This window comes from Mesorhizobium sp. M0030 (genome assembly GCF_040323695.1).
GTDB lineage: Bacteria > Pseudomonadota > Alphaproteobacteria > Rhizobiales > Rhizobiaceae > Mesorhizobium.
Window position 1 is genome coordinate 279729 of record NZ_JAMYVE010000008.1, and the last position, 14819, is coordinate 294547.

Annotated in this window: 7 protein-coding genes; 3 read left to right on the forward strand and 4 right to left on the reverse strand. The window is 64.3% G+C overall.

The window, feature by feature from the left end; translation table 11 throughout:
- Positions 1-52: 52 nt before the first annotated feature.
- The 3 genes from NKJ80_RS18315 (at position 53) to NKJ80_RS18325 (ending at position 6210) form a co-directional block, all read left to right on the forward strand.
- Positions 53-1192 carry an efflux RND transporter periplasmic adaptor subunit gene (locus NKJ80_RS18315; RefSeq protein WP_352498083.1) on the forward strand — a complete coding sequence of 380 codons (1140 nt, stop codon included), beginning with the start codon at positions 53-55 and terminating at the stop codon, positions 1190-1192.
- A gap of 249 nt (positions 1193-1441) precedes the next feature.
- Positions 1442-4579 carry an efflux RND transporter permease subunit gene (locus NKJ80_RS18320; RefSeq protein WP_352498084.1) on the forward strand — a complete coding sequence of 1046 codons (3138 nt, stop codon included), beginning with the start codon at positions 1442-1444 and terminating at the stop codon, positions 4577-4579.
- A gap of 275 nt (positions 4580-4854) precedes the next feature.
- Positions 4855-6210, forward strand: coding sequence for an LLM class flavin-dependent oxidoreductase (locus NKJ80_RS18325; protein ID WP_352498085.1), 1356 nt, complete (start codon positions 4855-4857; stop codon positions 6208-6210).
- Between the two features lie 60 nt (positions 6211-6270).
- Here the strand turns inward: NKJ80_RS18325 and NKJ80_RS18330 are convergent, their stop codons facing one another.
- From NKJ80_RS18330 to NKJ80_RS18345, 4 genes are all read right to left on the reverse strand, one after another.
- Positions 6271-7980, reverse strand: a complete 1710-nt coding sequence (locus NKJ80_RS18330; protein ID WP_352498086.1) for a trimethylamine N-oxide permease — start codon at positions 7978-7980, stop codon at positions 6271-6273.
- A 306-nt stretch (positions 7981-8286) separates the two neighbouring features.
- Positions 8287-10656, reverse strand: a complete 2370-nt coding sequence (locus tag NKJ80_RS18335) for a trimethylamine N-oxide demethylase (RefSeq protein WP_352498087.1) — start codon at positions 10654-10656, stop codon at positions 8287-8289.
- Between the two features lie 349 nt (positions 10657-11005).
- Positions 11006-11623 (reverse strand): sarcosine oxidase subunit gamma, encoded by a 618-nt coding sequence (locus tag NKJ80_RS18340; RefSeq protein ID WP_352498093.1) that lies wholly within the window; start codon positions 11621-11623, stop codon positions 11006-11008.
- On the reverse strand, positions 11616-14609 hold the full coding sequence (locus NKJ80_RS18345; protein WP_352498088.1) for a sarcosine oxidase subunit alpha: 2994 nt from the start codon (positions 14607-14609) through the stop codon (positions 11616-11618). The genes NKJ80_RS18340 and NKJ80_RS18345 overlap by 8 nt, the downstream gene beginning before the upstream one ends.
- Positions 14610-14819: the final 210 nt, after the last annotated feature.

Genomic DNA, 14819 nt, shown 5'->3' on the forward strand with positions numbered 1-14819 from the left:
CCGCCCGCCGGGCGCCGGTGTCGACCGTTCATCTCCAGTCGGGAGTACGAAAGTGTCTTTGTCCAGTTCCATCATCCGCAAGCTGCCGGTCGCCGGCCTGATCGTCGCCACGCTCGGGCTCGCCGCCTGCAGCCAGGAGAAGACCGAGGGCCAGGACATCATCCGTCCGGTCAAGGTGGTCGAGATCGGCCAGGCCGAAAAGAGTCGCGAACTCACCTATTCCGGCTCGGTGCGAGCCCGTACCGAAATGAACCTCGGCTTTCGCATCTCGGGCAAGGTCACTGAGCGTCTGGTCGACATCGGCCAGCATGTGACGACAGGCGATGTGCTAGCCCGTATCGATCCCACGGACTATGAGTTGTCGGTCAAGAGCGCCAAGGCCAGCCTCGACGCCGCCGAGCGGCAGGTCGAGACGGTCGATCTGTCCCGCAAGCGCGCCGAACAGCTTTTTGCCAAGAACTTCACCTCCAAGTCGCAGCTCGAACAGGCGACGCTGAGCTACAACCAGGCGGTAGCGACGCGCGATGCCGCCCGCTCTACCCTTGCCCAGGCGCAGAACCAGGTCGTCTACACCGATCTCAAGGCGAGCGAGAACGGCATCGTCACGGCGGTCTCGGCCGATGTCGGCCAGGTGGTCGGCGCCGGAACGCCTGTGATGACCGTTGCCGTCGACGGCGAAAAGGAAGTGCTGATCGCGGTTCCCGAAATGGACATCGCCGCCTTCAAGCCGGGAAAGGACGTCAAGGCCAGCTTCTGGTCCGATGACGCGCTGGCGCTCTCCGGCAAAGTGCGTGAAGTCGCCGGCAGCGCCGACCAGCAGTCGCGCACCTTTGCCGTCCGCGTCTCGCTGCCCGACGACCCGCGCGTGCTGCTCGGCATGACCGCCAACATCAAGGCCTCGGTGGCCAAGAAGCAGGAGATGGTGTCGATCCCGCTCAGCGCGCTTGCGGAAAAGGATGGTCGCAAGATTGTCTGGACCGTCGACCGCGCCGGCGAGACGGTGCACGAGCGCCTGGTCAAGGTTGCGGAGTTCACCGCCGACGGCGTCAGCGTCGCCGACGGGCTCAAGCCGGGGGATGTCGTCGTTGCCGCCGGCACCCAGTTCATGACCGAGAATCTCAAGGTCAAGCTGACCGGCGATGCGGTCCAGGCCGCCTCTGCGGAAGGCGATGCCGCAAAGGCCCTGCGCTGACCGCAGGCATGAAGCCGGCTTGATCGTCGCTTCGGCGAAAGGGCTGGGCAAGCGAATTCAGGGTTTCCGGGCGGCGAGCGCCCGATGGTCGAGACGCCAAGATCGAGTTCCCCCGCATCGATCCGCGCGTCCCACCGCGATGAGTGTCTCTCCGCTCGGAAAGCCTCGCCGCCCGGAAGCCAGCATCGGAATACCTGAAGCCGCATGCCGAGGGTGTGCGCTCACGATCAACGAATTGGACTGACGCCGATGACCACCACCGACAGCAATGAAAAGCAGCCTTTCAATCTTTCGCGCTGGGCCATCGGCCATCCCTCGATCGCGCGCTTCTTGTTCGGTCTGATCATCATTGCCGGCGCGCTCGGCCTGATGCGCATGGGCCAGAAGGAAGACCCCGATTTCACCTTCCGCGTCATGGTCGTCCAGGCGATCTGGCCGGGCTCCTCGATCCAGGAGATGGAAGACCAGGTCGTCAACAAGATCGAGCGCAAGCTGCAAGAAACGCCGCACCTCGACTTCGTCCGTTCCTACACCCGCGCCGGCAGCGCCATCATCACCGTCCAGATCAAGGGCGACACCAATGCAGAGGAGGTGAAGGACGCCTTCTACCAGGTGCGCAAGAAGGTCGGCGACATCTCCGGCGACCTGCCGCAAGGCCTGCTCGGGCCCTATTTCAACGATGAGTTCGGCGACACCTTCATCACCCTGCACTCGATCGGCGGCGACGGCTACAGCTATCCGGAGCTGAAGAAATTCGCCACCCAGGCTCGCGACATGCTGCTGACGACGCCGGGCGTCGAGAAGGCCGTCATCATCGGCGACCAGCCGGAGAAGCTTTATATCGACGTCTCGTCCAAGGCCCTGGCCGAACGCGGCCTGACGCTGACCGACCTGCAGAACGCCATCAAGGGCCAGAACAATGTCGATCCGGCGGGCTCCGTCGACACCGGCCTGCGCTCGGTGCGCATCTCGGTCGAGGGCGATGTCACCAGGGCTGCCGACATCAGGGAATTGCGCCTGCGCGCCGGTGGTCAGGTGACACGTCTTGGCGACATCGCCACCGTGAGTTCCGGTCTCGAAGATCCCTATCAGCGCAAGTATCGCTTCAACGGCCACGAAAGCGTCCAGGTCGGCGTCGTCATGGCCAAGGGTTTCAACGTCAGGGACGTCGGCACGGATGTCGAGGCGACCTACAAGCGCTTTGAGGAAGCGCTGCCCTACGGCGTTGCGGTCGACCAGATTTCCAACCAGCCCGAGGTTGTCAAGGACGCCGTCAACGAGTTCATGGAGGCGCTCGGCGAGGCGCTGCTGATCGTGCTTGCTGTCTCGCTGCTGTCGATCGGCTGGCGTTCCGGCCTGGTCATCGCCATTGCCATTCCGCTAGTGCTGGCCGCCACCTTCGCCATCATGTACGAGCTCGGCATCGATCTGCAGCGCATTTCGCTCGGCGCCCTGATCATCGCGCTCGGGCTGTTGGTCGACGACGCCATGATCGTCGTCGAGATGATGGAGCGCAAGCTGGAGGAGGGGCTGGTCAAGATCGAGGCGGCGAGCTTCGCCTATTCGTCGACCGCCTTCCCGATGCTGAGCGGCACGCTGATCACCATCGCCGGCTTCATCCCGGTCGGCTTCGCCGCCTCGACCGCAGGCGAATATGTGCGCACGCTGTTCTATGTCGTCGGGATCGCGCTCGTCGTGTCGTGGTTCGTCGCCGTCTATTTCACGCCGTGGCTGGGCTACATGATCCTCAAGCAGCGCAAGCATGCCGGCAACCATCATGACGCCTTCGACACCGGCTTCTACCGGCGGCTGCGCGCCACGGTCGGCTGGGCGGTGCGCCACCGCATCATCGTTCTGGTGATGACGCTGGTCACCTTCGCCACCAGCCTGTGGGCGTTCCAGTTCATCCCACAAAACTTCTTCCCGCAATCCTCGCGGCCGGAAATCCTCGTCGATCTCTGGTTGCCTGAGGGAACCTCGATCAAGGAAGTCGAGACGCAGGCCAAAGCGTTGGAAGCCCGGATGATGGACGACAAGGACAAGCGCTTCATCGCCACCTATATCGGCGAAGGCGCGCCGCGCTTCTTCCTGCCGCTCGACCAGCAATTGCGCAATCCGAACTATGCGCAGCTTCTGGTGATGGCCAATGACGAGCCGGCACGTGAGCGGCTGATCCTCAAGCTGCGCTCAGTCCTGGCGCAGGATTTCCCTTCGATCCGCTCCAAGGTCGACCGTCTGTTCCTCGGCCCGCCGACCGGCTGGCCGGTGCAGATGCGCATCATGGGTCCGGACCGCCAGGAGGTGCGCCGCATCGCTGACCAGGTGAAGGCGAAATTCGCCGAAAATCCGCTCCTCGGCGCCGTCCATGACGACTGGCTGGAGCCGGTACCGGCGATGAAGCTGGTCATCGACCAGGACCGCGCCCGTGCGCTTGGCGTCACCTCGCAGCGCATCCGCCAGATGCTGCAGGCAGCGATGTCCGGCGCGCCGCTCGATGACTTCCGTGATGGCGAGGAGACGGTTTCCATCGTCGCCCGCGAACCGGACGCCAGCCGCAGCCTGCTGTCCTCGGTCGACTCGGTCTATATCCCGACCGATTTCGGCGGCTTCGTGCCGCTGTCGCAGGTGGCCAAGGTGGTGCCGGTGCTCGAGCAGGGCGTCGAATGGCGGCGCGACCGCCTGCCGACCATCTCGGTGCGCGCCACGCTGCCGGATGGCGTGCAGTCGAACGACGTCGTCACCAAGCTCTACAATGACATGCAGGGCATGCGCGCCGGCCTGGCGCCCGGCTACAAGATCGAGATCCAGGGCGGTGCGGAAGATTCCGCCGAAAGCCAGGCCTCGATTGCTGCCAAGGCGCCGATCATGCTGGCCGTCATCGTCGTGCTCCTGATGATCCAGCTGCAGCATTTCGGCAAGGCGATGCTCGTGCTGGCCACCGGTCCGCTCGGCATCATCGGTGCGGCGGCGGCTCTGTTGATCAGCGGCGCGCCGTTCGGCTTCGTCGCCATCCTCGGTGTCATCGCGCTGCTCGGAATCATCATGCGCAACTCGATCATCCTGGTCGACCAGATCGATCAGGACATCGCCAGGGGAATGGACCGATCGGAGGCCATCATCGGCTCGGCCGTGCGCCGTTTCCGGCCGATCGTGCTGACGGCGATGACGGCGGTGCTGGCGCTGATCCCGATCTCGCGTGCGGTGTTCTGGGGACCGCTCGCCTATGCCATGATGGGCGGCATCCTCGTCGCCACCGTACTCACCATCCTGGTGCTGCCGGCAGGCTACGCGCTGTTCTTCGGCCGCGAGCCGAAGCAAGGCAAGAAGCCAGCTGATGAGGCGGTGCAGGACAATGACAGGCCGCCACTTGCCCTGGCCGCCGAGTAAGCGCTGCCGGCGCACAGGATGCACCTTGGAAAAGGCTGGAACGCCGTACGCTTGACGTGCGGCGTTCTGGCTTTCTCGTTGCCGGTGGCACCGAGCACCTCGGCAAGTATCTCAACACCAGGCGGGTTCATCAAAATAGGTTGAACGGCCACCTGTATGAAAATGCTTCGCGGCGCCGGTTTTGCAAAACAGAATTCCTTTCCAGGACGGCAAAGCCGTCCGATCCTGCTTACATATCGGAGCGGCAACGCTCATTCGCATCAGGTGATCATCCCATGGTAGACAATAAGCAATTGCGGCTCGGCGCCTTCATGCGTCCGGTCAGTCTTCACACCGGGGCCTGGCGCTATCCCGGCTCATATCCCGATGCCAACTTCAACTTCGCCCATCTGAAGCGTTTCGCGCAGACGCTTGAGGCGGCGAAGTTCGACGCCTTCTTCATGGCCGACCATCTGGCCGTTCTCAACATGCCGATCGAGGCGCTACGGCGCAGCCACACGGTGACCTCGTTCGAGCCGTTCACGCTGCTGTCGGCGCTCGCCGCCGTCACTGATCATATCGGCCTTGTCGCCACCGCATCGACGACCTTCGACGCGCCCTATCACATTGCCCGCCGCTTCGCCTCGCTCGACCATATCAGCGGCGGCCGCGCCGGCTGGAACATCGTCACCACATCCAATCCCGACGCCGCGCTGAACTTCGGCCTCGACGAGCATGTCGAGCACGACGAGCGCTATCACAATGCGCGGGAATTCTACGATGTGGTGACCGGCCTCTGGGACAGCTTTGCCGACGACGCCTTCATCCGCGACGCCGAGAGCGGGCTCTATTTCGATCCCGCGAAGCTGCATGTGCTCGACCATAAGGGTGAGCATCTCTCGGTGCGCGGCCCGCTCAACATTGCGCGGCCAGTGCAGGGCTGGCCGGTCATCGTCCAGGCCGGCGCATCTGAGGCCGGGCGGCAGCTGGCAGCCGAAACGGCGGAGGTGATCTTCGCCGCCCATTCCGATCTGGCGGCTGGGCAGCGCTTCTTTGCCGATGTCAAAAGCCGGGCCGAGAAGCTCGGCCGTTCGCGCGACGACATCAAGGTCCTGCCCGGCGCCTTCGTCATCGTCGGCGACAGTGTCGAGGAAGCACAGGCCAAACGCGCCAAGCTCGACAGCCTGGTCTATTACGAGAGCGGCATTGCCTCGCTGTCGATCGCGCTCGGCCATGACGCGTCGGCCTTCGACCCCGACGCGCCCTTGCCCGAAATCCCCGAAACCAATGCCTCGAAGAGCGGCCGCGAGCGCGTCATCGAGCTGGCGCGCCGGGAGAATTTGACCGTCCGCCAGCTGGCGCAGCGGCTCGGCGGCTATTCCGGCCTTGCCTTCGTCGGCACGCCTAAAACCATCGCCGATTCGATGGAGGAATGGTTGCTTGCCGAGGGGTCAGACGGCTTCAACGTCATGTTCCCCTATCTGCCTGCCGGGCTCGACGACTTCGCCGAGAAGGTGGTGCCCGAGCTGCAGCGGCGAAAGCTCTTCCGGCGCGAGTATGAGGGCACCACCTTGCGCGAGAATCTCGGCCTGAAGCGTCCGCCGAACCGGTTCTTCGAAGGCTCCGAAGCGGCCATTCGCAAGGCCGGCTGACGTCTGCCACAAAAAGAATGGGCGCGCCGAAGCGCGCCCATTCTTTTCAAGCCATCACTTTCAGATGACGAAGTACCAGTTTGCGAGCAGCATCACCACCAGGCCGGCGACCAGCGTCAGGTAGGGCAGCATGCCTGCCTTTTTGACCGTGAGGTCTGCGCCCGCCATGCCGAGGTCGGCCAGCATGTGGTCGGGGAACTTGCCCTTGTCTTGGACGTAGTGCCGGTAGCAGAACACCGGGATGATCAAGGCGGCTGTGATCAGGCCGGCCCAGAGCGCCATCGGGTTCCACACCTTGGCGCCGGCGCCCATGAAGATGGCGTTTACATAGGCGAAGATGGCGCCGAGGCCGAGCAGCCAGCTCGGCGCCTTCCACGGCCGGTTGATGTGGCCGTTGTCGATGCGGTGGATCCAGCCGGCATTGAGGTTGAGGAAGTTGAAGATGATGTAGCCGCAGTTCGACACGGCGAGGATGAAGAAGAAGCTCGTCGCGTCGGCCGAGGCGATGGCCAGCACGATCAGGTTGAAGACGAGATCGGTCCACATGGCGCGCGTCGGCGCGCCATGCTCGTTGACGTGGCTGAGATAGCGCGGCAGCCAGCCGTCGACAGAGCCCTGGTAGAGCGTGCGCGACGAGCCGGCCATTGCCGTCATGATGCACAGCACCAGCGCCAGGATCATCAGCATCACCAAGAGGCTGTGGACCAATGCGCCACCCCCGACCATGCCGGCCAGTGCATCGGCGACACCCGAGCCGTCGACGATCGGCGTCGCCAGCATGCCGTTGAGGCCCAACACGCCCTGGAAGGTGAAGGGCACCAGGATGAACAGAAGCATGCAGAGCAGGCCGGAATAGAAAATCGCCTTGAACGTGTCGGTGCCCGGGTTCTTGAACTCCGATGTGTAGCAGACGGCGGTCTCAAAACCATAGGTCGACCATGCGGCGATGAACATGCCGCCCAGCACCAGCGTCCAGCCGGCAATGTTCCACGAGCCGGGCTCCGGCGCGTAAGCCGCCGCCAGCGGCACCAGCGGCGAAAAGTTCGCCCAGTTGATCTGGCCGGTGACGATCGGCACGACACCGACGATCAGCATCGGGATGATGACCAGGAGGCCGATATACTTCTGCACATTGGCGGTGCCGAGAATGCCGCGATGCTGGATCGAAAAGATGATCAGCATCAGCACCGCGCCGATGAAGAAAGTGGCATTGAGGGTGAAGGAGACAGGACCTAGCGTGTGGCTGAACAGCGTCCAGTTGCGCATCGCCGGCGTGGCCGCCGCGGTCACCGCGGCGATGGCGTCGGCAGGCACCGTTCCGGCATGCGCCGCGATATAGGCGACGACGTCCGGCGACGCCGCGGTGAACAGCGGCACCGGCGCCAGCGCGTTGAGAATATAGGCGGCGGCGATCGAGCAGCCCAGCGACAGCACCGGCGACCAGGCGAACCAGTTGCACCACACCGACAGCGGCGCGATGAACTTGGAATAACGCAGCCAGGCGGTGGCGCCGTAGATCGAGGCGCCGCCCGACTTGTTCGGGAACAGGCCGGCGATCTCGGCATAGGTGAAGGATTGCAGGAAGCCCATGATCATGGAAGCGATCCAGATCCCGAAGGCCAGCGTTCCCGTCGTTCCGGCAATGCCGCCGATCGAAAACAGGACAAGGGCAGGAACACCGCTCGCCACCCAGAAGGCGCCGCGCCAGTCGATGTTGCGGAGCAGCTTGCCTTCAGCGGGCTGCTCCAGGGCAGTGGTAATCGTGCTCATCTGTCTGAATTCCCCATTTTGTGTTCCCGGCCGGTGATGCCTCGGCTTCGCGAAGCTTGTCCCCCGGTACATGACCGCACGACTCCAGTGTTTCCACTCAGTCGTATTTTTTTCTTAACAGTGAAGATTGATCCGGCGCGCTTTCACGTCAAGTGATTTGTGGCGTCGTGCACATCACGGTTGCGAAACGCTCGCTTTGTCCTTCTCCCCTTGTGGGGTGAGAAGCGGTCCGCGGTAGCGGACGGAAAGCCAATTGCTTTCGAGCTTCGAACGCCCTGAGCCTGCGAAGGGCCGGGGGTGCAACCCTCAGGATCGCGGCCTGGTCTTTTGCGGATCGTAGTGAGCGAAGGCCACCACCCGCGCCGGCAGCCGCTTGGCATGACCGTCGAGCTTGCCGATCTCCACCTCTGTGCCGATTGCCGCGTGGGTGACGTCAAGCCTCGCCAGAGCGATGTTTTTGTTCAGCACCGGCGAGCGCATGCCCGAGGTGACGACACCGATCTGGGCGCGGCCGATATGGACGCAATCCCCATGGCCGACGGCGACATTGCTGTCGATGTCGAGGCCAACGAGCTTGTGCTGCGGATGTTCCTTGCGCCTTATCAGAGCCTCGCGGCCGATGAAATCGTCGGTCTTGGCCTTCAACGGTACGGTGAAGCCAATGCCCGCCTCGAACGGGTCGGTCTGGTCGGAGAATTCGTAACCGGCGAAGATCAGCCCGGCTTCGATGCGCACCATGTCGAGTGCCTGCAGGCCCATCGGCTTCAGCCCGTGCGGCTGGCCGGCCTCCCAGATGGCATCGAACACTTTTTCGGCGTCGCGTGGGTGGCACCAGATTTCGTAGCCGAGCTCGCCGGTATAACCGGTGCGCGACACCACGACCGGAATGCCATTGCCGCCGCCGATGCGCGCGACAGCGAAGCGGAACCATTCGAGTTCGTCGATCGACGGTTGCAGCGGCGAGGTCCAGACCACCTCTCGCAAAATGTCACGGCTCTTCGGCCCTTGGACAGCGACATTGTGCATCTGGTCGGTGGACGAGCGCACCAGCACGTTGAGGCCAAGCTTCTTTGCCGTCTCGCGCAGCCATTCGCCGGACAGGTCATCGCCGCCGACCCAGCGGAAATTGTCCTTGCCGAGCCGCAGCAGCGTGCCGTCGTCGATCATGCCGCCATGCTCGTAGCACATGGCGGAATAGACGACCTGGCCGACGCCGAGCTTCTTGACGTCGCGGGTCAGCGTGTATTGCAGCAGCGCTTCGGAATCGGGACCGGTGACCTCGAACTTGCGCAGCGGCGACAGGTCCATGATCACCGCGTCCTGCCGGCAGGCCCAGTACTCGGCGATCGGCCCCTCTTTGGCGAAAGAATTGGCCAGCCAATAACCCCGGTATTCCACGAAGTTGCGGGTGTGCTTGGCGAAGCTTGAATGGAAGGCGGTCTCGCGGGTCATTTTCGGTTCCGAATCGGGCGTCATGCGTCTGGCGATCGCTCGCGAGAATTTGTGCTGGCCGGAATAGGTACGCACATGGATGTCGGTGAGGTCCCAGCCATTGGCGGGCGTCGTGTCGTCGGGGCAAGCGGAGGAGACGCAGACGATGTCGCTGAGCGCCCTGAGCAGCACATAGTCACCCGCCCGCGACCACGGCTCATCCGACACCATGACGCCATGGGCGTCGATCGCCGTGTTGAAGAAGAAGTTGATCGCCATCCAGCCGGCACGTGGGGTGACACCCTTGTCGGCCAGCGCGCGGTTGAAATTCTCCGAGCAGTTGGTGTGGCCGGGATAGCCGATGTCGTCGTAATATTTGGCGGCACACGCCAGCGCGAACGCGTCATGCCGGCCGCATGTGTCCTGGATAACCTCGACCAACGGCTCCATGTCCTGGTCGTAATATTTCGAATGCAGGCCCGGCATCGGGTAGCTCGACCCCATCAGCGTGCGCGTGGTCGTTACGTCGAGCGGATGGTCCAGCCCCTTGTCCAGCTTGCGCGCCGAGAAGCACTGGAAATCGGTGCACTGGCGGCCGTCGACATCGATGATCTGCAGGTAGTCGCCCGCCTTGACGAAATAGGATTCGGCTGTCGCCGAATGGACGCGCAGATCGAGCACCGGATCGGCAAGCGGATCGGCCAGCTGCGACTTTGTCTTCAGGCGCACGGTGGCGCGGCGCACCATGACGGTGAGCGGCGTTGCCGTATCATGGCCGTCGACGAGCATCGGCCCGCCGGGTGCGGCAATCAGCATCGCGCCGTCGCGCGTGACCGTGAATGCCTGCTCGGTGCCGGCAGGCGTTGCGCCGCCGAACACGCGCACCGCCTTGGCGTGGCCAAGCTGCACCTGGCGGCGCTCGAGGCCGCGGCGCACGGAAGCGAGGCTGCCATCGCCCTCGGCCAGCAGCGCCTTGATCCCGGCGGCATTGCTGTTGGACTTTTCGCCGAGGATGGAAGGATCGGTGGCGCCGGTCCTGTCCCAGGCCAGCAACTCGCAAGCCTGCCCGCCCTCGACATTGCGCACGGTGAACGTATCGCCGGCCTCGACCTCGATCAGCACCGCGCCATTCCCCAAGATAGTATGGCGCTCCATGCCCGGCGGCAGCGCGATCTGGCCGGGCCTCAGGATGAGGCTCGGCCGCGGCGGCCCGGCTGTCACTGAAGGGTAGGGCGACTGGCTCATCTCAGCCTTGCGGTTACAGAAACAAGTTTGCCTGTGTGTAAAATTATTTTAGCAGCAAGAATAGCAGCGCGGTTGGGTTTGGCAAGGTGGAGGTGGCGTTCTCGACGCGGTCGCTGCAGGTTAGACCCTTCCAATCAAACCCATCTTCCGAACGCCAGCGCCGCCCCTCATCTGGCTGCCGACAGCTTCTCCCGGTAAACGGGCGAAGCTGTCGTCGCCGGTTTCGCCAATCGCCAACGTTGCAGGACGAGCGCCGAGGCTGCGACCAGCTTCTTTCTCCCCGTCACTATACGGGGAGAAATGCCCGGCAGGGCGATGAGGGGCGGCGCCAACATCTGAAACTATCGAGCTAAAGCTCCTCGGAATGCCCGATAGCCACACCATACTCCGCAGCCGAATCCAACATCGTGTGCCACAGACTTTCGGCAAACGTCGCAAACATCAGGAGGTTGAACACCGCCTGCCCATCCGCCTTGTCACCACCACGCCAGAGCGTGACGCTGGTGTGATCCATCGAGGTCGCGGCAGCAGCGCCAACCGGAAACGCATCGGGATGCAAATCAATCGACGACAGTTTCGCCAGCATGGCGCGCGCCTTGGGGCCGCAGATGCTGATCAGCACGCGTGCATGCGATTGGTCGGATAGCGAAGCGGAAGATGCAAAGGTCTGAGCGAGCACCTCAGTCCTGCCACCCTTCGACAGGACAAAAAACTGATCCGGTCCCGACCAGATCAGCGTCGCATCCGCGGTGCCAACCGCCTTCGGCGTTTCCGGAGCCGCGACGCCGAAACGAGCGTTCGCGGCCTCGGCCAAATCACCCGCCTTGCCGCGCCGTGCCATCACCTGGACGAGGTCGAAATTGCGGATCTCGGTCAGCGACACACCGGCATCGCCTTGCACGCCGTAAGCGCCAGGAGCGAGCGCGCGCTCGAGCGGGCTGCGAACATCCCAGGAAAAATCAGCCACGCTGGCGCCCTCCATCGGGATCGTAGAAGACGGGATTGCAGAGTTCGACATCATAGTCTTCACCGCGCAGCGGATCATGCGCGTGGACGATCTCGCCGATGCGTTCGCGGCCGCGCTCGACAAGGCCGAGACCGATCCACTGGTCGAGCGTCGGCGAGAAGCAGACCGAGGTGACGTAGCCCTGATCGTTATCAGGCCCGGGCGTCTGGCCCTTCGGGATGATGTGCGCGCCGGAGCGCAGGCGGCGCGCCTTGTCGACCGGCTTGATGCCGACCACGACCTGCCGGTCCGGCGCCACCAGCGCCTCGCGGCCGGCCATGACGCGACCGATGAAATCCTTCTTGGTCGACATCATCTTGCCGAGGCCGAGATCGGCGGCGGTCGTCGTGCCGCTCAGTTCCGGTCCGGCGACATGGCCCTTTTCAACGCGCATGACGCCGAGGGCTTCTGTGCCATACGGCGTCACGCCGAACGGTTTTCCCGCCAGCATCAAATTGCGTGCCATCGCTTCACCGTAACGCGCCGGCACCGAAATCTCGAACGCCATCTCGCCGGAGAAGGAGATGCGGAACAGCCGCGCCTTGATGCCGCCGCGCAAAGCAACTTCGCGCACGCCCATGAAGGGAAAACCTTCGTTCGAAAGGTCCTCGGCAGGGTCGACGATTTCCTTCAACAGGTCTCGCGTCCTTGGCCCGGCAATCGAGAACTGCGCCCACTGGTCGGAGACCGAGGTGAGTTGCACGTCGAGTTCGGGGAACAGCACCTGGCGACAGAATTCGAGATGTTGCATCACCAGCCCGGCCTTCGCCGTGGTCGTGGTGAGGAAATAATGTTCATCGGCAAGCCGGGACGTCGTGCCGTCATCATAGACGAGGCCATCCTCGCGCAGCATCAGCCCGTAGCGGGCTTTTCCCACGGCAAGGTTTGAGAAGGTGTTGATGTAGACGCGGTCGAGGAAGGCGCCGGCATCGGGGCCGTGCACATCGATCTTGCCCAGCGTCGAGACATCGCAGAAGCCGACGCCCGAGCGCACCGCCTTGACCTCGCGGGTGACCGATTCCAGCCAGTCCTTCTCGCCCGCGCGCGGATACCATTGCGCGCGCTTCCACAGGCCGGTGTCGACAAAGATCGCGCCTTGTTCGGCCGCCCAGTGATGCGACGGCGTCAGCCGCGTCGCATGGAAAGTCTCGTCGCGATGATGGCCGGCAAAGGCGCCGATGGCGACAGGCACGTAAGGCGGCCGATAGATGGTCGTGCCGGTCTCGGGAATGGATTTGCCCGACACCGCCGCCATGATGGCGAGGCCGGCGACATTGGACGTCTTGCCCTGGTCGGTCGCCATGCCGAGCGTGGTGTAGCGCTTCAGATGCTCGACCGATTCAAAACCCTCGCGCTGCGCCAACTCGATGTCGGACGCGGTGACGTCATGCTGCTGGTCTACAAAGGCCTTGCCTTTGCCGGCGACGTGCCAGAGCGGGGTCAGTGAGAAGGACTCGTCGCCGGCAACAGCTGCAGAGCCCGGATTGCCATTGCGTCCCGCGTCCCGCGCCGCTGCGGCGCCGGCCTCGAAACCTGCGCGCAGGCAGGCGCCTAGCCCGAAGTCGCCGTTAGCCGCACCTGCGGCGACCATACCGGGCGGCGCGCCGTCCGGCACGAAGGCGGCGATGTCGTCTCGCCATTTCGGCCGGCCGCGATGGTAAGAGGTGAGCCCGACCGCCGGATTCCAGCCGCCGGAAACGGCAAGCCCGTCGGCCTCGACCTCGGCGCGCGCGCCGCCGGTCAGCGACACCGCTATTTTTCTTACGCCGTCCTTGCCGCCGTCGACGCCGCTGACCGAACCATGCAGCACGGTGAAGCCGTTCCTGGAAGCGAGAGAACGATGGGCAGGCGAGACGTCAGGCCGCGCGTCGACCACCGCCGCGATCTGCAGCCCGGCGCCGAGTGCCGTCTCGACCGTGCGCCAGCCATCCTCATTGTTGGTGAACAGCGCGATCCGCTTTGCCGGCGTCGCCGCATAACGTGTGACGTAGGTGCGGATGGCGGACGCCATCATCACGCCGGGCGTGTCATTGCCGGCAAAGACGATGGGACGCTCAATCGCGCCGGCGGCGACGACGCAGCGCTTGGCCACGATGCGCCACAGGCGCTGGCGCACCTGATGTTGGGGCGGCACCGGCAGATGATCGTTGACCCGCTCGATCGCGCCATAGGTACCGCCGTCATAGACGCCGAACAGGGTCGTGCGGGTCATGATGCGGACATCCGGCATCGAGCTGAGCTCGGCCAGTGTGCGCGACAGCCACTCCGCGGCCGGCAGACCGTCGATCGTGCCGCCATCCGACAACAGACGGCCGCCGGGCGCAAAATCTTCTTCGCACAGGATGACGCGCGCACCGCTGCGGCCTGCAGCGAGTGCGGCGGCGAGACCGGCCGGACCAGAGCCGGCGATCACCACATCGCAATGCGCCCAGGCCTTGTCGTAGTGATCCGGATCGGGGGTGACCGCCGCGCGACCCAGACCCGCGGCGCGTCGGATCGCCGGCTCGTAGACCATTTCCCAGAATTTTGCCGGCCACATGAAGGTTTTGTAGTAGAAGCCGGCGACGAAGATCGGTGCGAACAGCTGGTTCACCGACATCACATCGTGGCGCAGCGACGGCCAGCGGTTCTGGCTGGCCGCTTCGAGGCCTTCATAGAGTTCGGCCGTCGTGGCCTTGGTGTTGGCCTCGCGCCGTGCGCCGGTGCGCAGTTCGACCAGCGCGTTGGGTTCTTCCGAGCCCGCAGTCAGAATGCCGCGCGGACGATGGTATTTGAACGAGCGGCCGACCAGCTTGACGCCATTGGCGACCAGCGCCGACGCCAGCGTGTCGCCCTGGAAGCCGGAAAATGTCGTGCCGTCGAAGCGGAAGGTGAGGGGGGTGGAACGGTCGATGAGACCGCCGGATGAGAGACGATGAGAGGTCACGATGTCCAGCCTCTGATCCATATGGTGTCATGGCGAAGGATGGCGCCGCCCCTTACCCTCCCCCTTGTGGGGAGGGTCGCTGCGCAGCAGCGGGGTGGGGGTGCGGCACCGACCCCCCCCCGGCCCGGGGGGGCGACCTCCCCCCCAGGGGGCGGGGGGGGGGGGGGGGGGTTAGCGCCGGCGGCGAATTGGCCAGGCTAGCTGCATTAGCCCCCAGCCACGCCCCCGCGC

Coding starts and splice junctions, on each gene's coding strand:
- NKJ80_RS18320 (WP_352498084.1), top strand. CDS start 1,442: ATGACCACCACCGACAGCAATGAAAAGCAGCCTTTCAATCTTTCGCGC.
- NKJ80_RS18325 (WP_352498085.1), top strand. CDS start 4,855: ATGGTAGACAATAAGCAATTGCGGCTCGGCGCCTTCATGCGTCCGGTC.
- NKJ80_RS18330 (WP_352498086.1), bottom strand. CDS start 7,980: ATGAGCACGATTACCACTGCCCTGGAGCAGCCCGCTGAAGGCAAGCTG.
- NKJ80_RS18335 (WP_352498087.1), bottom strand. CDS start 10,656: ATGAGCCAGTCGCCCTACCCTTCAGTGACAGCCGGGCCGCCGCGGCCG.
- NKJ80_RS18345 (WP_352498088.1), bottom strand. CDS start 14,609: ATGGATCAGAGGCTGGACATCGTGACCTCTCATCGTCTCTCATCCGGC.